Genomic DNA, 21,539 nt, shown 5'->3' with positions numbered 1-21,539 from the left:
CCCGGCACGGCGGGGGAACGCCGGTGCGTCCACTCCTGCCCCACCGGCCGGGCCCGTCGTCGTCCGGCAGGGCGCGTTCGCCGACGACTCGGGACCGGGTGGTGCAGGAAAGGCCCGACCGGGGAACCCGTGTGCTTCCACTCAGGGCACCGAAAGGAACACGTCATGATCAACAAGGTCCTGGAGGCGGCGGAGGGCACCCCCGACACCCTGCCCGCCCGGCTCTGCGCGGTACTGGTCGACCACCTGCCCGTCCGGGCGGCCTCGCTCACCCTGCTGCCTCACACCCGCGCGCGCCAGCTGATCGCGGCCTCCGACGCAGAGGCGCTGCGGGTGGAGGAGTTGCAGTTCGAGACCGCCGAAGGACCGTGTACGGCCGCCGCCGATATCGGTGAACCGGTCCTGGTCGCCGACCTGGAGCACCAGGTGACCCCCTGGCCCGTCTTCGGCGCGCTGATGCGGGAGCAACTGCCCGGTGTCGCCGCTCTCTGGGCGCTCCCGCTGTCCTTCGAAGGGCAGACGCTCGGCTCCGCCGAACTCCTCTTCGGCCAACCCGCCCCCGCCGACCCCGCTCTCCTCGCCCGGGCGCAGGAGGGCACCACCGCGGTCACCGCGATCCTGCTGCACGCCTACGGACTCCTGTCCGACGACGAGACGCCCGCACCCTGGGAGCAGGCACCCCTCGTCCGCACCCACTGGGCCTCCACCCACCGGGCGGCCGGCGCCCTCTCCGAGAACCTGGACATCGGCACGGACGAAGCGCTCGCCCGGCTCCGCGCCCATGCCTTCGCCGCCAACCAGCCCCTCCCCCACCTCGCCGCCCACATCCTCACCACCGACAGGCACACCTGATCCCGCCGGCCGAGGACGCCCCGCACGGCACGGCCACCGGCGGGGCCCGGCCGGGGCGGGGCCGTCACCGGCCCGCCTCCCTGACCTGCTGGCACCGGGCGCAGTAGCGGGCCTGCGGCACGACCGTCAGCCGTTCGCGGGCGATGGGTCCGCGGCACAGGTGGCAGGTGCCGTAGCAGCCCTGGTCCATCCGTGCGAGGGCGGCGTCCACATCGGCCAGGACCATGCGGGCGGAGGCGGCGAGCTTGACGCTGATCTCCAGCTGCGAGGCGGCCTGCCGGGCGCGCAGCGCGTCGGTGCGGGTCGCGGCGGCGACCGCGAGTTGCCGCAGCTGTTCCTCGCGGAACAGGCGTTGCTCGTGCAGGAGTTCGCGCAGAGGGGCGAGGTCGTCGCTCGACAGGGCGGTACCGCGCTCGTCGACGAGGTGATCCTTCACCGTTTCCCCCTTCCGTCGGGGCGGGAGTCGTGGGCGGCCGAGGGGCGCGGGTCCTCAGACGTCGGTGCGCCGACAGGGGACACAGAACCGTGTGTGGGGCAGGATCTCCAGGCGCTCGACGGGGATGGGCTCGGAGCAGGTCCGGCAGAGGCCGTAGCTGCCGTCCTGCACCCGGGCGAACGCGGCCTCGACCTCGGCGAGGACCTGCCGGACGGTGTCTGCCTGCACCGACACCTGCTCCCCCGCGTCCGGTCCGGCCTCGTCGAGGGCGCGCAACTGCGCGAGGCGGGAGGCACGTTCGTGTTCGAGGCGCTGGAGTGCCTCGTGCACCGTCAGCCGCTCGACGCGGGTTCCGGCCTGGGGCGTGTCGAGTGTCATGGCAGCTCCTGTGGGCAGCGCGGCGCATCGGGCCGTACGTGCGGTCGTCGAGGCAGTGGCGGGTTGCGGACCGCACGGGTCGCGGTCCTGCGTCCACCATGGCCGTCGGCCCGCGCGAAACCCATCGGGCGCGATACCCATCTGCGGCCCGCCCCGGGGTCCATTGCGGAATGGGCAGGCCATGACCGGGAAATGGGCACGGGAGCCCATCGACGGCGCGCCCGGCAACGTGCAGGCTGAACGGCAGACCGGTCCGGACGAGGGGCCGCGGCTCATGTTCGGGACGCACGGTGACCGACAGTGGAGGCAAACCCGTGTCACCAAAGGAAGGCGTCGTCCCGGTGTCCCTGTTCTGGAGGATCTTCGCGCTCAACGCGGTCGTGCTGGGGAGCGCCACCGCTTTGCTGCTGTGGGCTCCCGTCACCGTCTCCGTACCCGTGGTACTGACCGAGGCGGTCATCCTCGTGGCGGGGCTCGCGGTCATGCTGGTCGCCAACGCGGCCCTGCTGCGCATCGGGCTGGCCCCGCTCGACCGGCTCAGCCGGCTGATGACCACCGTCGACCTGCTGCGGCCCGGACAGCGGCTGCCGGAAGGACGCCGCGGCGAGACCGCCGAACTGATCCGCACCTTCAACGCCATGCTCGGGCGGCTGGAGCACGAGCGGATGACCAGCAGCGCCCGCATCCTGCTCGCGCAGGAAGCCGAACGGCGCCGCATCGCCCAGGAACTGCACGACGAGGTCGGCCAGAGCATGACCGCGGTCCTGCTGTCGCTCAAGCGCGCCGCGGACCAGGCGGACCAACCGCTGAGGAGCGATCTCCAGCAGGCGCAGGAGATCACCCGGGGCACTCTGGACGAGGTGCGCCGCCTGGTGCGCCGTCTGCGGCCGGGCGTGCTGGAGGATCTCGGCCTGGTCAGCGCCCTGACCTCACTGACCACCGAGTTCACCGCGCACGCCGGACTGCGCGTGCGGCGGAAGTTCGACACCGACCTCCCCACCCTGGACGCGGAGACCGAACTGGTGCTGTACCGCGTCGCCCAGGAAGCCCTGACCAACGCGGCTCGCCATGCCGAGGCCGAAGAGGTCGAGGTGAGCCTGCGGCACACCGGCGCGGCGGTGGTGCTGTCCGTCGCCGACGACGGCCGCGGCACCGAGATCACCCGCGAAGGAGCGGGCATCCGCGGAATGCGCGAGCGGGCCCTGCTGATCGGGGCCACCCTGGACGTCACCTCCCAGCGCCGGGCCGGCACGCAGGTCCGGCTGACCGTGCCCCTCCTCAGGAAGCAGCCATGACGACGCCCGACACCGCCGCGATCCGCATCCTCCTCGCCGACGACCACGCGCTGGTACGCCGCGGCGTACGGCTCATCCTCGACGGGGAACCGGACCTCCAGGTCGTCGCCGAGGCCGGGGACGGCGCCGAGGCCGTCGCCCTGGCCCGCACCCAGCAGGTCGACCTGGCGGTGCTGGACATCGCCATGCCGCGCATGACCGGTCTGCAGGCCGCCCGCGAACTCGCCGTGCTGACGCCGGGCACGCGTGTGCTGATGCTGACCATGCACGACAACGAGCAGTACTTCTTCCAGGCGTTGAAGGCCGGGGCCAGCGGTTACGTGCTGAAGTCGGTGGCCGACCGCGATCTGGTGGCGGCCTGCCGGGCGGCGATGCGCGGCGAGCCCTTCCTGTACCCGGGTGCGGTCTCCGCGCTCATCCGCAACTACCTCGACCGGGTCCGCCACGGCGAGGAACCGCCCGGCCAGGTGCTGACCGCACGTGAGGAAGAGGTCCTCAAGCTCGTCGCCGAGGGCCACTCCTCCAAGGAGATCGCGGAGATGCTCTTCATCAGCATCAAGACCGTCCACCGGCACCGGGCCAACGTGCTGAGCAAGCTCGGCCTGCGCGACCGGCTGGAGCTCACCCGCTACGCGATCCGCGTAGGTCTCGTCGAAGCCTGATCCCGCCGAAGGGATGCCGGATCCCACCGGCCGTCTCTCTGCCTGCGGCCGGCCGCTCCGCCGCAGCCCCGAGGCCCGCGCAGCCCGCCACCACCACGGAAGGGGGACGACCATGGCCCGCTCCACGCACGCCGTCCCGCGCACCCGTGGTCCGGGGCCGGTGTGGGCGGTGCTGCTCGCCGTTCTCGTCACCCTGCTCGGCCCGTCCGCCGCGGGCAACGAGCACCCCCGGACGCCGGTCGGCGCGGCCGGTGCCGTCGGGTCCGCGGCGGTGCAGAGCGAGCCGTACGCCGACCGCGCGGACCCCGCAGTCCCCACCGTGGCCGTGCGCGGCAGCCGTGACGGCACCGGCGAACGCCACACGCCGCCGCTGTCCGCTCCCGACACCGCACGCGGCGCCCGGGTCGTCCCGCTCCGGCCCGCGCAGCCACCGGCCCCGACGGCGGGCCCGTGCGCACCGGGGCATGCGGCACACCGTCACGGGGTACGGGCACCCCCCTCGCCCTCCGGCAACTGACCCGACCCCCTTTTCTTCCTCCACCGCGGTCGCCGCCTTGGCCGCGGTGCGCCTGCCGGAGGCCGTTGTGAAACGATTCACGCTCATCAGAGGGCTCTTCGCCCTCGCTGCCGTCGCCCTTTCCCTGTACGTCACCCTCACTGTTCCTCTCAAGCTGGGCCTCGATCTGCGGGGCGGCACCCAGATCGTGCTGGAAACCCGCCCCACCGCCGCCGACGACGACGCCGACGGCACGGCCACCGACCGCACCGTGGAGGTGCTGCGCGGCCGTATCGACGCGCTCGGTGTCGCCGAACCCACCCTCGCCCGCTCCGGAAGCAACCGGATCGTCGTCGAACTGCCCGGGGTCCAGGACCCCCGGAAGGCGGCCGACGTGCTCGGCCGCACCGCCCAGCTCACCTTCCACCACGTGCTCGGTACGGCGTCCGCCGCCGACGACCTGCCGGCAGCAGCCCCCGAACGGTCCCGTCAGCAGGTCGTGGCCGACGAGTCCGGCCAACTCCTGCGCCTCCAAGCGGCCTCGTTGACCGGCAAGGACGTGCAGAAGGCCGCCGCCAGGATCGACCAGCAGAGCGGCGCGGGATGGCACGTCACCGTCGACTTCAAGGACGCAGGCGTCGACGGCTGGGCCCGTCTGACCGGTGAGGCCGCCTGCCACCCCGCCGGGGAGCCGACCCGCCGGGTCGCCATCGTCCTGGACGGCAAGATCATCTCTTCGCCGCAGGTCGACCCGTCGGTCGCCTGCCGGTCCGGCATCGGCGGCGGCTCCACCCAGATCACCGGAACCTTCAGCAGCGACCAGGCCAAGGAACTGGCCCTGCTCATCAGCGGCGGCGCTCTGCCGGTACCGGTCGAGACCGTCGAGCAGCGCACCGTCGGCGCCACCCTCGGCGCGCAGGCCATCACGGCCAGTGCCTGGGCCGCCGCCATCGGCACCGCGCTGACCGCGCTGTTCATCATCGCCGTCTACCGGATCATGGGCGTGCTGGCCACCGTGGCCCTCGCCTGCTACGGCCTGATGTCCTACGCGGCCCTCGCGGCCCTCGGCGCCACCCTCACCCTCCCGGGCCTCGCCGGCTTCGTCCTGGCCATCGGCATGGCGGTCGACGCCAACGTCCTCGTCTTCGAACGCGCCCGCGAGGAACACGCCGCGCGCCGGCGTCCCACTCCGCGGTCGTCGATGGCGGCCGGATTCCGCAAGGCCTTCAGCGCGATCGCGGATTCCAACGTCACCACTCTGATCGCCGCCGGTCTGCTGTTCCTCCTCGCCTCCGGGCCCGTCCGGGGATTCGGCGTCACTCTGGGCATCGGTGTCCTCGCCTCGATGATCAGCGCCCTGGTCATCACGCGTGTCCTCGCCGACTACGCCGCGGCCCGCCCCGCCCTCCACCGGCGCCCCCACCTCACCGGCATCGCCCACACCGGCGCCGTCCGTGACCGGCTCACCCGCGCGAAACCCGCTCTGCTGCGCCACCCGCGCCGGTGGCTCGCCGCCTCCGCGGTGGCTCTGGTCCTGGCCGCCTCCGGCATCGCTCTGCGCGGCCTCGACTTCGGGGTCGAGTTCACGGGCGGCCGGCTGATCGAGTACACCACCGCCGTCCCCGTCGACGCCGACCGGGCACGCACCGCGCTGGCCGACGCCGGTTTCCCGCAGGCGGTCGTCCAGACCTCCGGGGAGAGCGGGCTCACCGTCCGCACCCACCCGCTGAGCGAGGACCGGGCGGCGACCGTCACCGACACAGTGACCGGGCTGGACCCGCACGCCGAGAAGGTCCGCGACGAGGCCATCGGGCCGAGCCTCGGCAAGGAGCTGCGCCAAGGCGCCCTCGTCGCCCTCGCCGTCGCCCTCGGCGCCCAGCTCGTCTACCTGGCGGCGCGCTTCCGCCGACTGCTGGCAGTCTCCGCCGTCGCCGCCCTCGCCCACGACGTCGTCATCCTCATCGGCGTCTTCGCCTGGCTCGGCAAACCCGTCGACGGCGTCTTCCTCGCCGCGCTGCTCACCGTCATCGGCTACTCGGTCAACGACTCCGTCGTCGTCTTCGACCGGATCAGGGAACTGAGCCGGCGCGACCGCGACGAGCCGTTGGCCCGCGTCGCCGAGCGGGCGATCCTGCAGATCCTGCCCCGCACGGTCAACACCGGTATCGGCGCGGCGTTCATCCTGACCGCGCTGGCCGTCCTCGGCGGCGAAACGCTGACCGACTTCGCGCTCGCGCTCCTCATCGGCCTCGCCGTGGGCACCTACTCCTCGATGTTCACCGCCACTCCCCTGGCCGTCGAGTTGCATCGCCGTACGGCGGAGTTCCGGCCCCCGGCCTCACGCGCACCCACGGGCGGAAGCTCCGGTTCTTGACTCCGTAGGTCAGACAGAAGCTCTTCTCCCCCCTGCGGAGGTGGGGGCCACCGGACGTGGTGGGGGGAGGGAACTCCGTGAGCACGGCAGCGGCGGGGACGCGGGACGTCGAACGGGCCCGAGGACGCTCACGGGCCTGCGCGGGAGCGGCCGCGTTCCTGTCGCGTCGTGCGGGTCGGCGGCAGGGACGCAGGCAGCCGGGGACGGCGGCCTGCTGCCGATGGCACGGGAGTTGCGCCACCCGGTCATGCCTCCGGGACCGGAGGAGGGAACCGTACGGACGGAGGCTTCCGGGCAGCGGGTCGGCCCACCGTCGAGCGCGCCGGCCGACGCTCCTGCGGCTTCGGCCCGCACGCCGTTCCCCGCACCGCGGCCCGCTCGGCCCGGCACCCGTACGGGCGAACGGTGGGGCTCGGCCGCCGCAGGATCACTTCGCGGTTTTTGACCGCTCTTTCAGAACTCGTACCGAATCGCTTTTGAGTTTTCGCACAAAGCTTGACCCCCGCACCTTCCGCGACGTAATTTCGAACGACAGAGCCCGCGCACCACAGAGCCACGCACCGAAGGGAGGCGACGTCGGATGTCGATCATCTCCGACCTGCAACGCCTCGCCCGGCGTACGGCCTGGATGCCGGGGCGTGTCGCGCACGGCTGCTGACGCAGCCCCTCCTCCGGCGTGCCCCGTTCGGCAGGGCCCCGGCATGTTGTGAACTCTCTCCGCCTCGGCACCGCATGCGCGTCGTAGCGTGCCGATCCGCGCCTCCCGTCCACGGGACGCGCCGTCGAAGGCTACGCGTCGCACGCCGCACCACCGAAAGAGGAAACTCCCGAAATGGCCATTACGGCACCTTGGCTGACTGCGCCCAAAAATGAGGTTTTGTCATGGTAAGCGCGCGAATCACGGTCAATGGGAAAGAAACCCCCCTTGCACCGGACGCACCCCACACCACAGTGCTCGACTTCCTGCGTGAGCGCGGCCTGACCGGCACCAAGGAGGGCTGCGCGGAGGGCGAGTGCGGCGCCTGTTCGGTGCTGGTGGCCCGGCCCGGTGTCAACAAGCCCACCGACTGGGTGGCGGTGAACGCCTGCCTGCTCCCGGCCGCGGCACTCGACGGCCAGGAGGTCATCACCTCCGAGGGCCTCGCCACCCCCGGTGCCGACGGCACGCCCGCCACCCTGCACCCGGTGCAGGAGGAGATGGCGGTCCGCGGCGGTTCGCAGTGCGGTTACTGCACCCCCGGGTTCATCTGCAGCATGGCCTCGGAGTACTACCGCCCCGACCGCTGCGCACACGAGGCGTCGGCCGACACCGCCGACGCCGCGGGCACGGTCGCCGACCAGGGCGACCCCGAGCACGGCCCCAACGGCTTCGACCTGCACTCGCTGAGCGGCAACCTGTGCCGCTGCACGGGCTACCGCCCCATCCGCGACGCCGCGTACGCGGTCGGCCAACCCACCGGTGACGACCCGCTGGCACAGCGCCGCGACCAGTCCCCGCCGGAGCCGGTGGCCACCTCGTACACGCAGGGCGACAGCACGTTCGTGCGCCCGGCGAGTCTCGACGAAGCGGTCCGGCTGCTGCGCGACCGCCCCGAGGCGGTCCTGGTCGCCGGGAGCACCGACTACGGCGTCGAGGTCAACATCCGCTCCCGACGGGACAACTGCGTCGTCGCCATCGACCGGCTGCCCGAACTGCGGGAGCTGCGCGTGGAGTCCGAGTACATCGAGATCGGCGCGGCGGTCACGCTCACCGAGATCGAACGCCGCCTCGACGGCACCGTGCCGCTGCTGGCGGAGCTGTTCCCGCAGTTCGCGTCCCGGCTCATCCGCAACAGCGCCACCCTCGGCGGCAACCTCGGCACGGGCTCCCCCATCGGCGACAGTCCGCCGGTGCTGCTCGCGCTGGACGCCTCGCTGGTGCTCGCCGGTGCGGACGGCGAGCGCGTGGTCCCGCTGGCCGACTACTTCACCGGGTACCGGCAGAGCGTGCGCCGCCCCGACGAGTTGATCCGCGCGGTGCGCATCCCGACGCCCCTGTCGCGGGTCACGGCCTTCCACAAGATCGCCAAGCGGCGCTTCGACGACATCTCCAGCGTCGCGGTCGCCTTCGCGGTCGACATCGAGGGCGGCATCGTACGCAAGGCGCGCATCGGTCTGGGCGGCGTGGCCGCCACCCCGATCCGCTCGCTGGCCACCGAGGCGGCCCTGGAGGGCAACCCGTGGACGCGGGAGACCGTCGAGGCCGCGGCCCGGGTGCTGCGGGGCGAGGGGACGCCGATGAGCGACCACCGCGCAAGTTCCCTCTACCGTTCCGCGATGCTCGGCCAGAGCCTGCACAAGCTGTACGCGCACACCACCGAGGCGGTTTCGTCATGAGTCAGCTGTCCGAACGCCCCGAGAAGCCGGTCGTCGGCGTCTCCCTGCCGCACGAGAGCGCCTTCCAGCACGTCACGGGCGCCGCGCTCTACACCGACGACCTGGTGCACCGCACCAAGGACGTCCTGCACGCCTACCCGGTCCAGGTGATGAAGGCGCACGGCCGCATCACCGCCCTGCGCACGGAGCCCGCGCTGGCCGTGCCCGGCGTGGTCCGGGTGCTGACGGGCGCCGACGTGCCCGGCGACAACGACGCGGGCATGAAGCACGACGAGCCGCTCTTCCCCGAAGAGGTCATGTTCTACGGCCACGCCGTCGCGTGGGTGCTGGGCGAGACCCTGGAGGCGGCCCGCCTCGGCGCGGCGGCGGTCGAGGTGGAGCTCGACGAGAAGCCCGCGATCGTCACCGTGCGGGAGGCCATCGAGGCCGAGAGCTTCCACGGCGCCCGCCCGCACATGGAGACCGGTGACGTCGACGCCGGCTTCGCCGACTCCGTGCACGTCTTCACCGGTGAGTTCACCTTCGCCGGACAGGAGCACTTCTACCTGGAGACGCACGCGGCGCTCGCCCTGATCGACGAGGGCGGCCAGCTGTTCATCCAGAGCAGCACCCAGCACCCGTCGGAGACCCAGGAGATCGTCTCGCACGTGCTGGGCATCCCGGCGCACGAGGTGACCGTGCAGTGCCTGCGGATGGGCGGCGGCTTCGGCGGCAAGGAGATGCAGCCGCACGGTTTCGCGGCCGTCGCCGCCCTCGGCGCCAAGCTCACGGGCCGTCCGGTACGGTTCCGGCTCAACCGGACCCAGGACCTCACCATGTCCGGCAAGCGGCACGGCTTCCACGCCTCGTGGAAGATCGGCTTCGACGCCGAGGGCCGCATCCAGGCACTCGACGCCACCCTGACCGCGGACGGCGGCTGGAGCCTGGACCTGTCCGAGCCGGTGCTCGCCCGCGCGCTGTGCCACATCGACAACACGTACTGGATCCCCAACGCCCGGGTCGCCGGTCGCATCGCCAGGACCAACACGGTCTCCAACACGGCCTTCCGCGGCTTCGGCGGCCCCCAGGGCATGCTCGTGATCGAGGACATCCTCGGCCGCGTCGCCCCGCTGCTGGGCCTGGACCCCGTCGAGCTGCGGGAGCGCAACTTCTACCGGCCGGGCCAGGGCCAGACCACGCCGTACGGGCAACCGGTCACCCAGGCCGACCGGATCTCCGCCGTCTGGGAGCAGGTGAAGGAGAACGCCTCCCTCGCCGACCGCAGGCGCGAGATCGCCGCGTTCAACGCCGCGCACCCGCACACCAAGCGGGCGCTCGCGCTGACCGGCGTCAAGTTCGGCATCTCGTTCAACCTCACCGCCTTCAACCAGGGCGGCGCGCTGGTGCTGATCTACAAGGACGGCTCCGTCCTGATCAACCACGGCGGCACCGAGATGGGCCAGGGCCTGCACACCAAGATGATGCAGGTGGCCGCGACGACGCTGGGCATCCCGCTGCACAGGGTGCGCCTCGCGCCGACCCGTACGGACAAGGTGCCCAACACCTCCGCCACCGCCGCCAGCGCGGGCGCGGATCTCAACGGCGGGGCGATCAAGAACGCCTGCGAGCAGTTGCGCGAGCGGCTGCACCAGGTGGCCGGTACCCAGCTGGGCGGCAACGCCTCGGACGTACGCATCGTCGAGGGCGTCGCCCGGGTCCTGGGCAGCGACAAGGAACTGGCCTGGGAGGACCTGGTGCGCACCGCGTACTTCCAGCGCGTCCAGCTCTCGGCGGCCGGCTTCTACCGCACCGAGGGGCTGCACTGGGACGCGAAGGCTTTCCGCGGCACGCCGTTCAAGTACTTCTCCCACGGGGCCGCCGCGACCGAGGTCGAGGTGGACGGCTTCACCGGCGCGTACCGGATCCGGCGCGTGGACATCGTGCACGACGTCGGCGACAGCCTCTCCCCGATGATCGACATCGGCCAGGTCGAGGGCGGGTTCGTGCAGGGCGCGGGCTGGCTGACGCTGGAGGACCTGCGCTGGGACACCGGTGACGGGCCGCACCGGGGCCGGCTCCAGACGCAGGCGGCGAGCACGTACAAGCTGCCGAGCTTCTCGGAGATGCCGGAGGAGTTCAACGTCGCGCTGATGGAGAACGCCACCGAGGAGGGCGCGGTGTACGGCTCCAAGGCGGTCGGCGAGCCGCCGCTCATGCTGGCGTTCTCGGTGCGCGAGGCGCTGCGGCAGGCCGCCGCCGCGTTCGGCCCTTCCGGGGCCAGTGTGGAACTCGCGTCCCCCGCGACTCCCGAAGCGGTGTACTGGGCCATCGAGTCGGTCCGCGAGGGCGACGAGAAGCGCACCGATATCACCCCTGGCACCCACGCGCTCAGCAATGCCTGACATGACCTGGGTGGCCGCGGTCGCGCGGTTGCGGACCCGCCGGGAGACCGGCGTGCTCGTGACCGTCGCGACCGTGCGCGGCCACGCGCCCCGCAAGGCCGGCGCGAAGCTCGTCGTGGGCCGGACCGGGACGTGGGGCTCCATCGGCGGCGGCAACATCGAGGCCGTCGCGATCGACCGCGCCCGCGAGCTGATCGACGCGCCGCGCCCGGAAGCGGAACTGATGGAGTTCGCCCTCAACGACAAGGTGTCCGGTCCGCACGGCGTGCAGTGCTGCGGCGGTGCCGTCACCGTACTGCTCGAACCGCTCCCGGTGGTCCCCGCGGTGGCGGTGTTCGGTGTCGGGCACGTCGGACTGGAGCTCGCGCGCGTCCTGGCCCGTCACGACCTCGATCTCCATCTGATCGACACCCGGGCCGACATGCTGGCCGACGAGCGGCTCGACGTCCTCTCGGACGCCGTCGCGCAGGTCCACGTGCACCACGTGCCGCTGCTGCCGGAGGAGGTGCTGGCGGAGCTGGCGCCCGGCACCCACGTGCTGATCATGACCCATGACCACGCGGAGGACGCGGCGCTGTGCGACGCAGCCCTGCGCACCCCCGGCCTGGGCTCGATCGGGCTGATCGGCTCCGCCGCCAAGTGGGCCCGGTTCCGCAAACGTCTCGCCACCGAGGGCGGCCACGACGACGACACCATCGACCGGATCAAGACCCCGATCGGACTGCCCACGATCAGCGGCAAGGAACCCGCCACGATCGCGGTGAGCGTCGCCGCCGACCTGCTCCGGGCCTTCGAGGACGACCGGGGCTGAGCCCTGCGAGGAGAGCCACGGCCGAACGGCGCCCCGTCGGATGCGCACCTCGCACGCGCACCGACGGGGCGCCCGTCGGCGTACCGGCGGACGGGTGGGGACGGCTTCCAGGGCCCCCGGTCCCCCGCCTGGGCACTGTGAGTAAGGCCATGAAACGGATGTTCGGCGCACTTTCGGTGCAAGAGTGGCTTCATTGCCAGCTCGCCCGTCACGCAGGGCACACGGATGAGGTGGAGCGGTCGTCCCTCCGACGCGGTCCGCCCGTCCTCGCCTGCGCGGGACACGATCCACCCAGGAGCACGTTCGTTGACCGCCCTCGCCCGCTGGTGCGTCCGGCACCGGCTCGCCACCGTCGTCCTGTGGCTGTTCGCCCTCGGGGCCACGTCCGCCGCGGCCGTCTCCGCGGGTTCCGCCTACTCCAACGACTACGACGTGCCCGGCACCGAGTCGGGTCACGCGAGCGCCCTCCTCGACGCCCACTTCGCGGACGGCGGCGGTGACGTCTCCACCGTCGTCTGGCACGCCGACGGCGGCAGTCGCCCCGCGGCCGGCGGCGCGGTGGCGGACCGCATGGCACAGGTGCTCGACCGCATCGCCGGACTGCCGGGGGTCGGCGCCGTGACCGGGCCGTACCCGTCCGGGGGCGGCTCCGACACGGCGGGACACTCTCCCGTGCGGTACGGGCCCGGCCAGATCAGCGGGGACGGGCGGACCGCGTACGCCACGGTCACCTTCGACGCCCAGGCCGACGACCTCCCCACCAAGCAGGCGCAGGCCGTCGTGGACACGGCGCGGGCCGCCGCGGACGACGACGTGCGGGTGGCTCTCGGCGGCGGCGCCATCGCCCTCACCGAGGCCCCGGACGCCCACCTCGCCGAGGCGGTGGGGGTCGTCGTGGCCGCCGTCGTCCTCTTCCTGGCGTTCGGTTCCGTCGCCGCGAGCCTCCTGCCGATCGCCACCGCCCTGGTCGGCGTGGGCACCGCCTACGCCGGCACCACCCTGCTCGGCCACGCGATGACGGTCGCCGACTTCGCCCCGATGCTGGGAACCCTCATCGGGCTCGGCGTGGGCATCGACTACGCCCTGTTCCTGGTGACCCGGCACCGGCGGGGGCTGCGGCGCGGCCTGTCCGTCGAGCGGGCGGCGACCGAGGCCGTCGCCACGACCGGACGCGCCGTCGTGTTCGCGGGCGTCACGGTCTGCATCGCCCTGCTGGGCATGCTGATCCTGCGTCTGGGCTTCCTGAACGGTGTGGCCGTCGCCGCGTCCCTCACGGTCGTCCTGACCGTCGTCGCCTCCGTCACCCTCCTCCCGGCGCTCCTGTCCTTCATCGGCATGCGGGCGCTCGGCCGCCGCGAACGGGCGCGGCTGGCCGCGCACGGCCCGCGCCCGGAGGTCACCGGCGGCCTCGCGACCCGGTGGTCCGCGCTCGTGGAGCGCCGTCCGAAGCTGCTGGGCCTGCTCGCGGCCGTGATCATGGTGGTCCTCGCGATCCCCACGTTCTCCCTCCGGCTCGGCACTTCCGACCAGGGCAACAACCCGGCCTCGTCCACCACCCGCCAGGCGTACACGATGCTCGCCGACGGCTTCGGCCCCGGCGCCAACGGCCCGCTGACGCTCGTCGCCGAGCCGGGCGGGCCCGGCGGGGGCGGGGACGAAGCGGCCCGGGAGGGCGTGGAACACCTCGCGGCGGCGCTGCGCACCACGGAAGGCGTGTCCTTTGTCGGTCCCCCCGCGTTCGGCCACGACGGGGAGACGGCCGCGCTGACGGTGGTTCCCGACTCCGCGCCCCAGGCGCGTGAGACGAGCGAACTCGTCGACCGGCTGCGCGCGGACGTGCTGCCCGGCGTGGAGCGGAACACCGGTCTCGACGTCTCGGTGGGCGGCATCACGGCGAGCTACGACGACTTCGCCCATGTGATCGTCGGAAAGCTGCCGCTGTTCGTCGGGGTGATCGTGGCCTTGGGCTGCGTCCTGCTGCTGCTGGCCTTCCGTTCCGTCGGCATCCCGGTGAAGGCAGCCGTCATGAACGTGGCGGCGGTGGCCGCCGCGTTCGGCGTGGTGGTCGCGATCTTCCAGTGGGGCTGGGGCAGCGAGCTGCTGGGCCTGGGCAGTGCGGGGCCGATCGAGCCGTTCCTGCCGGTGATCATGGTGTCCGTCCTCTTCGGCCTCTCCATGGACTACCAGGTCTTCCTGGTCAGCCGGATGTACGAGGAGTGGCTGGCCACGGGCGACAACCGCCGGGCCGTACGGGTCGGACTCGCGGAGACCGGCCGGGTGATCAACTCGGCGGCCGTCATCATGATCGCGGTCTTCCTGGCCTTCGTACTGAGCGGCGACCGGGTGATCGCCATGTTCGGCATCGCGCTCGCGTCGGCGGTCGCGCTGGACGCCTTCGTGCTGCGCACCCTGCTCGTGCCGGCGCTCATGCACCTGCTGGGCGGGGCGAACTGGTGGCTTCCCGCCCGCCTGGACCGGCTGCTGCCCCGGATCAGCATCGAGCCTCCAAAGCACGCGGACGCCGTGGCCGACGCCCTGCCGTCGCCGCGCGGTGCCGGTCCGGACGGGCCGCCGCTCGCCGCCGCGGCGGACGACGACAAGGCACGCGCCTGACGCCGGTCGATCCCGCCCGCCCGCCCGCCGCACACGACCCGGGCAGCGGCGTACAGCACTTCGGAACGCCCGCAGGTCCGCCTCCGGGAGCGGACCCTGCTCCGGCACGAAGAAGCCCGCCGCTGCGCGCGGCCGTACGAAGCCCGCCTGCCCCTTCTCGACCATGTCGGTCGTCCTGCCCGCCCGGGACAGGTCACCGCAGCTGTCAGCGGCCTGCGGAGCCCGTGCGCACGGTGGCCCGGTCGCCTTGGCTGCGGCGCTTCTTCTCGTATGCCGTGACCCGCTTCAGCGGTGAGGGGGTCAGCATCGGCTGCGCGCGCACGTAGGCGATGAAGCTCTCGCAGTCGCGCTCGAAACGGTAGGGCCTGCGGTGGGTGGCGAGTGCGGGGAAGCCGTCGAGGCCGAGGACGGTGCGGGAGGTGCAGGCGACACGGTAGTCGGCGCCGGGCCGCAGCGGTGCGCCGTCGATGAACACCTCCGCCGCGTCGACGCGGTCCCCCACCGCGCCCGCGGAGTTGAAGGAGTAGCGGACGTTGTGCGAGACGGCCAGCGGGGCGAACCGTACCGCTCCCGCGGAGTCCTTGGTCCACTGCTGTTCGAGGGCGTCGTGGATCTGTTGGCCCGTCACCGTCACGCTGACGGTGGGGCTGCTCCGGCCGATCGCCGCCCATGCCTTCCCGAAGGTCACCGTGTCCCCGCCGTCGGCCGACGGGACGAGGTCGCCCCGCATGACGGGGAGCCCGTCCTGGGGAGCGAGGGGGACGAGGGCGAGCTGCGCGGGAAGAAAGGGGTGGATGTTGGAGTCGTCGTTCGCCGGAACCGGAGTGCTCGCCGCCCACAGTGTCCAGTCGGCGGCCAGATCGCCCATGGTGCTCTGCCCCGCCGCGTTCCGCACGCGGGTGAAGGGGCCGCTCTGTCTGCCGATCGGGCTCCTGGCGCGTTCGAGCGCCCGCTCGGCCCAGTAGTCGGCGATCGCCTTGAGCTTCGGATGCGGGGGCACGTCACGGGTGTTGGGGTGGCTGGTGGACACCGTCAGGTCGCGGACGACCTTTCCGGTCGTCGGGTCCAGAGAGAGGTTGATCTCGTTGATGACCTGCCCGTGGTACCCGGCTTCGACGAAGGGGCGGGGCACTCCGAGCGGATCGGGCACCATCATGTTGAAGCGGCTGTGCCAGTGCCCGCAGACGATGGCGTCGATGTCCGGCGTGACCTTCAGCGCGAGGTCGTAGGCCGGCCCGAACGGATTGCTGCCGCTGTTGAAGTCGTCACCGGCGGACGCCCCGTCGTGGATGCACAGCACGATCGCGTTCACACCGCGCGCCTTCAGCTCCCTCGCGCACCGGTCCGCGGTGGCGAGGTCGCCGAGCGTCCGGAGGCCGGGGTGGTAGGAGCCGGGCATGTTCTCCATGCCGACGACCGTGAGGTGGATGAACCCGATCGGCAGCCTGCGGTTGCCGGGACCGCCCTGTACGTACTCCACGTGATACGGCCGCAGGACCGTCTGCCCGCTGCCCGAACGCACCACGTTGCCGCTGTAGTACGAGAAGTCCGCGCCCCGGAACGGCTGTCCGGTGGAATCCCTGAACCCGGTGTCCCGCCCCACCACCGGGAACGGCTCACCCTCCATCATGTGGCGGGTCAGGAACGAGGGCGACTTGTCGAACTCGTGATTCCCGGCGGTGGCGAAGTCCAGCCCCAGCGCGTTGAGCGCCTCCACGGTCGGCTCGTCCGCGAACGCCGCCGAGTCGAACTCCCATCCGGAGAAGAGGTCTCCCGGCGCGAAGAACAGCGAATTGCGCCGCCCCTTGCGCAACCGCTGGAGGTGGGTGCCCATCGCGGCGACGCCCCCCACCTTGTAACTGACGCCGCCCGCGCCCTGGATGACCGCATCGCTGCCGGCCGGTCCCTGGAGGTACCCGTGCAGGTCGGTGATGTTCAGCAACTGGACGTCGACGTACGCGTCGTCGCGCACGCCCTCCCTCGCCCGGTCGGAAGCGTGAGCGGGAGCACCCACCGCGGCGCCCATGCCCACGGCGCCCACCGCGGCGAGGAAGGCCCGCCGCCCCGGGTCCGGTCGGCAGGCACCCGGCGACGGTGCAAGGAAGGCGCCCGGGACAGCACTTGGCGTAGTCGTCACGCCTGGACAGTAAAGCCACTCATAGGAATATCTACGTATTTATCAATATGAATTCTGATATGCGCCCATTTGACGCAACGGGCAGGGCGGTGGCCGACAGTTCGCCCCAGGCCCCGCAGACGGTGCGCAAGGAGTCATGGGTACGGGTGCGGGCTCAGACGAACGCGCCGATGCCCGTGACGGCGCGACCGGTGATCAGGGTGTTGATCTCCCTGGTGCCCTCGTACGAGTAGAGGGCCTCCGCGTCGGCGACGAAACGGCCGATGCCGTAGTCGAGCACGATGCCGTTGCCCGCCAGGAGTTCGCGTCCCCAGCCCACGACCTCCCGCATCCGGGTGGTGCAGTGCGCCTTCGCCATCGCGGAGTGCTCGTCGCGGAAGGTGCCCGCATCCTCCAGCTGGGCGAGCCGCACGACCATTCCCAGACAGGAGGTCGCATCGCTCAGCATCCGTACCAGGAGGTCCTGGACCAGCTGGAACCGGGCGACGGGCCCCCCGAACTGCTCGCGCTCGCGGGTGTAGTCCAGGGCGATGCGGTACGCCGCCAGCATCACTCCCACGGCCTCCCACGCCACGCCGCTGCGAGTGTGCCGCAGGACGTCCGCGGTGTCCCGGAAGCCATGGGCCTCCTGGAGCCGGTTCTCCTCGGGAACCCGGCATTCCGTGAGGACGATGTCGGCGTTCTCGACGGTTCGCAGGGCGATCTTGTTCTCGATGAGGGTGGCCTTGAAGCCCGGCGTCGACGTCTCGACGACGAAGCCGCGCACACCGCCGTCCTCCCCCTCCTCCCTGGCCCAGACGACCACGAGGTCGGCGAAGGTCGCGTTGCCGATCCACCGCTTCTCGCCGTTGAGGACCCAGGTGTCGCCCTCGCGCCGCGCAGTGGTCCGCAGCCCCAGTGCGACGTCGGACCCGCCCTGCGGCTCGGTCAGCGCGAACGCCCCGATCTGCTCCATCCGGCCCATGGCCGGCAGCCAGCGGCGGCGCTGCTCCGGCGAGCCGCACCGGGCGATGCTCCCCATGGCCAGCCCGGCGTGCACCCCGTAGAAGGTGGCCACCGACGCGTCGACCCGCGCCATCTCCAGCGCGATGAACCCGCTGAGCAAACTGCTCGCCGGAGCGCCCGCGCACTCCTCGTACCCCATGCCGGCGATGCCCAGTTCCCCGAAGCGCGGGATGAGGTGGCGCGGGAACGCCGCTTTTGCCCACCAGGCGTCCGCGTGCGGGGCGACCTCCTCGCGCAGGAACCTGCGGACCCGGTGGAGCGTCGCCCGCTCCGCGTCGTCCAGCAGTTCCTCGAACCGGTACAGGTCCTCTACCAGCATGCCGTCAGCCGTGTCAGCCATCTGTCCGCCCTCGTGCCGCGCGAGTGGGTGAATGATCGTCGAAGGTGATCGGTGAGTGATCGTCCGCTGCCGGACCTCGTACCCCTTGATCCCTCTGCGATGCGCGGCACGATCCGCGCGTGCCGCCCCGGGCCCCCCGCCCCGACCTCGACGTCCTCGACCCAACATGCCCGGGTTCGCGACCGCGAACAACTCGGGGCCCCCGTCGCGGCCGTCGGCAGCCGTGCCTTGCGCGTGCCGCCTTCCGCCCGTGGCGGGACGCCGCGGGGGCGGACCCACCACCGCCCGAGACGCCGGTGCGCGGTTCCGCGCCCCCACCCGGAACGAACCCGTGGGCGGCTCCCGCCGACAGCCGGTCTCCGTACGGGGAACGGCCACCGTGCCGGTGCGGGAGGCGGGCGCACGTCCCGTACCTCCGGGCGTCGCTGCCGTACGACCCGGGCGGACGAATCGTTTCCCCGCGCGACCGGCGAAGCGCGGGACACGTTCCGCACAGCCCGCATCCCCGTCCGCGTCGAAGGCGTTGAGCCTGGCATGACGCACGAGGACGATGAAGTACTGCAGGACGCGGTCGCCCGCTGTCGCGCGGTCGAGCGGGCGCTGGAGGACGCGCAGGGGCGCTACCGGCGGGCCCAGGAGGCATCCGCGCTGGCCGAGGCCGAACGGGTACGGACCGCCCGCGCCGCGTCCCGGGCCGCGTCCACGCTCGCGGCCCTGCTCGCACAGCAGGAGGCATCCGTCGCCACCCTCACGGCGGTCCTGGAGCGGCAGGGCCCCCGGAGGCGCCTGGGCGCGCGGCCCCCCGCGCCGGGCGGCCGTGCGGAAGGCCCCCCGACCGGCCCGGCCGTGGGCCCCTCGGGCACGGATCCCCACGGCACTCCCCATCAGGTCTCGCCACCGCGGTAGCAGCGGCCACCGGTACGCAGAAACGTTCGGCCGTCCCGGCGCGCTCCCGTCCCCCCGGTCCCCCGGTCCCCCGCGGGGGATTCCGTCCGGTACGCCCGGACACGGACGGACAGTGGACCGCTGACGAGCGACGCTCCACCGAGCACCACGACCGCCTCCACCACCGTCACCACCACGGCCGCGCGCCCGTCCTGTTCCTCCTGCGGCATGCGGCGCGTTCGGCCGATGCGCACCCGTTGGAACACGGGATGCGGTCGGGTCACCATGGTGGGAACACCGGTTCGCGCCCTCGTCATCGGTGACGCGGGCGGTCAAGTACCGGTGGACGCAAGGGGGATGCTCGTGCCGTGGAGAACCGGGAGCCGAAGGAACGACGACGGGCCGGAACGCCTGCGGAAGGCCGCCGGGACCGGTGACGTCATGTCGATGTTCCGGTACGGCCTGCATCTCAGTACGCACCACGACCGGTCGGGCGGCGAACGGTGGCTGCGCCGGGCAGCCGAGAAGGGCCACCCCGACGCCGCCGTCACACTGGGTGTGCTGCTGCACGAGTGGGGGCGGCAGACCGAGGCCGAACCGCTGCTGCGGGAGGCTGCCGGCGGGGGTCACGTGCGCGCGATGGAAATCGTCGGGTACCTCCTGCGCGCGCGGGGAGAGCACACCGAGGCCGAGCGCTGGTACCGGCGGTCGGCCGAGGGGGGCAATGCGTACGCGATGGCCGTTCTCGGCTCCCTGTGCCGCGAGCGGGGCGACGACGTCGAGGCCGAGGCATGGTTCCGCCGTGCCGCCGAGGCGGGTCACGCCGACGCCGCGTACGTCCTCGGACAGCTGCTGCACCGGCGGGGCGAGGACGTCGAAGCCGAACAGTGGGCCCGCCGGGCAGCCGCCGGGGGTTGCACCGCGGCGATGAACACCCTCGGAGTCGTCGCCCTGGAGCAGAACGAACCGGGAGACGGCCAAGGCGTGGTTCCGCAGGTCGGCCGCCGCAGGCGACGACGAGGGCAACCGTGGGCTCGCGGCACTTCTGAGCCGCGCCGAGATACTCGCCGAACTTGAGGCCGTGATGGTGGAGCGCGCCCGCAAGGGCGACGTCCACGCGATGCTGGCTCTGGCACGCACGGGGCAGAAGAACGGCGACCTGAACGCGGCTCAGGGCTGGTACGAGAAGGCAGCCGCGGTCGGGGACGCCGGAGCGATGGTCCGGCTGGCGGAGCTCGCGGAACGCCAGGGGCACGCCCGCCGGGCGAGGTCGTGGCGACGCAGGGCCGCCGAGGCCGCGTCGCAGCCGGGGAGCACGAACCCCGGTCCGTGAACGACGCCGGTGCAGGGACGGACGTCTCGACCGGGAGCTCGCCGCCCCGTTCCGTGCTCGTGGCCGACCTGGAGGAGGCCTCGCGGGTACCTGATGCGTGGAGAGGCGGCCGGACAGGCTAGGTTGCTCGGGTGAGTCTCCTTGATGATGTGGCAGAGCGCGACGGCTGGCGCTGCTGGGTGTGTGACGAGCCGGTCGATCCCGACGAGTCGGTCAACGACCCGCGGGGCCCCAGCGTCGACAGCCGGACCGCCGACCGGAAGGCCAAGGTCGCCGAGCGGCTCGCGCACCGCGGGTGCAACACCCGCAAGGGTGCGGTCAAGGCGGTCGTCGCCTGGCCGGAGCACCTGTACGTGGTCGAGCCCGCGCCGCTGATCGCCGTTGCCACGAGGCTGGAGCGCAAGGGGGGCCGCGAGATGGTCGGCCGCTGTCCGACCGAGCGGGACGCCCAGGAGGCGGCGGACTGGCTGGTGGACCGGTTCTCCCGACTCGTACCGGGGCTGCCCGTGACCGCCCAAGTCGAAGCGGGCGGCGGCCAGTTCCTCGTCACGCTCGCCACCGGCCGCCGCTGATCCCGGATCACCGGCACCCGCACGCGCGAAACCAGTGGGGCAGTTGGTGGGCCGACCGTGGAGAGTATCGTCCCCGTCATGAGTGACGACTGGCGGGCGGACCGCATAAGAAGTGCGCTGCGCGGCGAGAACCCCTCCGTCCTCAGGCGTCTTGAGGCGGGGTTCGCAGTGATCGGGGACGTACAGTTCCTGCCCGGATACGCGGTGCTGCTGACGGACGACCCAGCGGTGGAACGGCTGTCGGACCTGCCGCGGGCGAGGCGCCTGGCCTTCCTGTCCGACATGGACCGGCTCGGGGAAGCAGTCGAGCGGGCGTGCGGGCGCCTGGATCCGGATTTCCGCCGGGTGAACCTGGAGATTCTCGGCAATACCGACGGTTTCCTGCATGCGCACGTGTGGCCGCGCTTCGAGTGGGAGCCGGCTGATCTCGTGCACATGCCTGTCTGGCTGTATCCGCGCGCGAGCTGGCACGACGCCGAGTGCGCGCTCGGCCCGCAGCACGACGAGTTGCGGGAAGCGATCCGCGCGGAGCTGGACCGGCTGTCGGACGTACGTTGAAGGTGCGGTCCTGAAGGCAGCAACGGGCGGGCTTC

Annotated in this window: 18 protein-coding genes; 14 read left to right on the top strand and 4 right to left on the bottom strand. The window is 72.4% G+C overall.

Going from position 1 to position 21,539, the window contains the following annotated elements:
• Positions 1-165 precede the first annotated feature (165 nt).
• The gene (locus ACQPZG_RS03540) at positions 166-852 is read left to right on the top strand and encodes a GAF domain-containing protein (protein ID WP_433544269.1); all 687 of its coding nucleotides are present in this window, start codon (positions 166-168) and stop codon (positions 850-852) included.
• A 64-nt stretch (positions 853-916) separates the two neighbouring features.
• On the opposite strand, the gene ACQPZG_RS03535 is transcribed toward ACQPZG_RS03540, so the two are convergent.
• Together ACQPZG_RS03535 and ACQPZG_RS03530 are read right to left on the bottom strand one after the other, a co-directional pair.
• Positions 917-1,288, bottom strand: coding sequence for a TraR/DksA family transcriptional regulator (locus ACQPZG_RS03535; RefSeq protein ID WP_433544268.1), 372 nt, complete (start codon positions 1,286-1,288; stop codon positions 917-919).
• A gap of 54 nt (positions 1,289-1,342) precedes the next feature.
• Positions 1,343-1,666, bottom strand: a complete 324-nt coding sequence (locus ACQPZG_RS03530) for a TraR/DksA family transcriptional regulator (protein WP_433544267.1) — start codon at positions 1,664-1,666, stop codon at positions 1,343-1,345.
• A 341-nt stretch (positions 1,667-2,007) separates the two neighbouring features.
• Between ACQPZG_RS03530 and ACQPZG_RS03525 the strand changes: the two genes are divergently transcribed.
• The 8 genes from ACQPZG_RS03525 (at position 2,008) to ACQPZG_RS03490 (ending at position 14,674) form a co-directional block, all read left to right on the top strand.
• Positions 2,008-2,961 carry a HAMP domain-containing sensor histidine kinase gene (locus tag ACQPZG_RS03525; RefSeq protein WP_433544629.1) on the top strand — a complete coding sequence of 318 codons (954 nt, stop codon included), beginning with the start codon at positions 2,008-2,010 and terminating at the stop codon, positions 2,959-2,961.
• Positions 2,958-3,623, top strand: coding sequence for a response regulator (locus ACQPZG_RS03520; RefSeq protein ID WP_433544266.1), 666 nt, complete (start codon positions 2,958-2,960; stop codon positions 3,621-3,623). The genes ACQPZG_RS03525 and ACQPZG_RS03520 overlap by 4 nt, the downstream gene beginning before the upstream one ends.
• Before the next feature lie 112 nt (positions 3,624-3,735).
• Positions 3,736-4,140 carry a hypothetical protein gene (locus ACQPZG_RS03515; RefSeq protein WP_433544265.1) on the top strand — a complete coding sequence of 135 codons (405 nt, stop codon included), beginning with the start codon at positions 3,736-3,738 and terminating at the stop codon, positions 4,138-4,140.
• Between the two features lie 67 nt (positions 4,141-4,207).
• Positions 4,208-6,493, top strand: coding sequence for a protein translocase subunit SecD (secD, locus tag ACQPZG_RS03510; RefSeq protein ID WP_433544264.1), 2,286 nt, complete (start codon positions 4,208-4,210; stop codon positions 6,491-6,493).
• Between the two features lie 882 nt (positions 6,494-7,375).
• Positions 7,376-8,869 carry a xanthine dehydrogenase small subunit gene (locus ACQPZG_RS03505; protein WP_433544263.1) on the top strand — a complete coding sequence of 498 codons (1,494 nt, stop codon included), beginning with the start codon at positions 7,376-7,378 and terminating at the stop codon, positions 8,867-8,869.
• A complete protein-coding gene (xdhB, locus tag ACQPZG_RS03500; RefSeq protein ID WP_433544262.1) occupies positions 8,866-11,250 on the top strand; it encodes a xanthine dehydrogenase molybdopterin binding subunit in 2,385 nt (794 codons plus the stop codon). Before ACQPZG_RS03505 ends, xdhB begins: the two co-directional genes overlap by 4 nt.
• A 1-nt stretch (position 11,251) precedes the next feature.
• Positions 11,252-12,061: a xanthine dehydrogenase accessory protein XdhC gene (gene xdhC / locus ACQPZG_RS03495; protein WP_433544628.1), complete on the top strand. Its 810-nt coding sequence runs from the start codon at positions 11,252-11,254 to the stop codon at positions 12,059-12,061.
• A 306-nt stretch (positions 12,062-12,367) separates the two neighbouring features.
• On the top strand, positions 12,368-14,674 hold the full coding sequence (locus tag ACQPZG_RS03490; RefSeq protein WP_433544261.1) for an MMPL family transporter: 2,307 nt from the start codon (positions 12,368-12,370) through the stop codon (positions 14,672-14,674).
• 205 nt (positions 14,675-14,879) lie between these two features.
• Here ACQPZG_RS03490 and ACQPZG_RS03485 read toward each other — a convergent pair whose 3' ends face one another.
• Positions 14,880-16,646, bottom strand: coding sequence for a bifunctional metallophosphatase/5'-nucleotidase (locus ACQPZG_RS03485; protein WP_433544260.1), 1,767 nt, complete (start codon positions 16,644-16,646; stop codon positions 14,880-14,882).
• A gap of 319 nt (positions 16,647-16,965) precedes the next feature.
• Complete coding sequence (locus ACQPZG_RS03480; protein WP_433544259.1) at positions 16,966-18,156, bottom strand: acyl-CoA dehydrogenase family protein; 1,191 nt, start codon at positions 18,154-18,156, stop codon at positions 16,966-16,968.
• A 534-nt stretch (positions 18,157-18,690) separates the two neighbouring features.
• On the opposite strand from ACQPZG_RS03480, the gene ACQPZG_RS03475 reads away from it, so the two are divergent.
• From ACQPZG_RS03475 to ACQPZG_RS03455, 5 genes are all read left to right on the top strand, one after another.
• Positions 18,691-19,062, top strand: a complete 372-nt coding sequence (locus ACQPZG_RS03475; RefSeq protein ID WP_433544258.1) for a hypothetical protein — start codon at positions 18,691-18,693, stop codon at positions 19,060-19,062.
• A 264-nt stretch (positions 19,063-19,326) separates the two neighbouring features.
• Positions 19,327-20,118 carry a tetratricopeptide repeat protein gene (locus ACQPZG_RS03470; RefSeq protein WP_433544257.1) on the top strand — a complete coding sequence of 264 codons (792 nt, stop codon included), beginning with the start codon at positions 19,327-19,329 and terminating at the stop codon, positions 20,116-20,118.
• 4 nt (positions 20,119-20,122) lie between these two features.
• Positions 20,123-20,374: a hypothetical protein gene (locus tag ACQPZG_RS03465; protein WP_433544256.1), complete on the top strand. Its 252-nt coding sequence runs from the start codon at positions 20,123-20,125 to the stop codon at positions 20,372-20,374.
• Positions 20,375-20,505: 131 nt separating this feature from the next.
• Positions 20,506-20,946, top strand: a complete 441-nt coding sequence (locus ACQPZG_RS03460) for a hypothetical protein (RefSeq protein ID WP_433544255.1) — start codon at positions 20,506-20,508, stop codon at positions 20,944-20,946.
• 78 nt (positions 20,947-21,024) lie between these two features.
• Positions 21,025-21,504: an HIT family protein gene (locus tag ACQPZG_RS03455; protein WP_433544254.1), complete on the top strand. Its 480-nt coding sequence runs from the start codon at positions 21,025-21,027 to the stop codon at positions 21,502-21,504.
• Positions 21,505-21,539: the final 35 nt, after the last annotated feature.

The organism is Streptomyces sp. CA-294286, from assembly GCF_050947155.1.
Classification (GTDB): Bacteria; Actinomycetota; Actinomycetes; order Streptomycetales; family Streptomycetaceae; genus Streptomyces.
The sequence above is the reverse complement of the archived record's forward strand: the minus strand, read 5'-3'. Positions and strand labels throughout refer to the sequence as shown.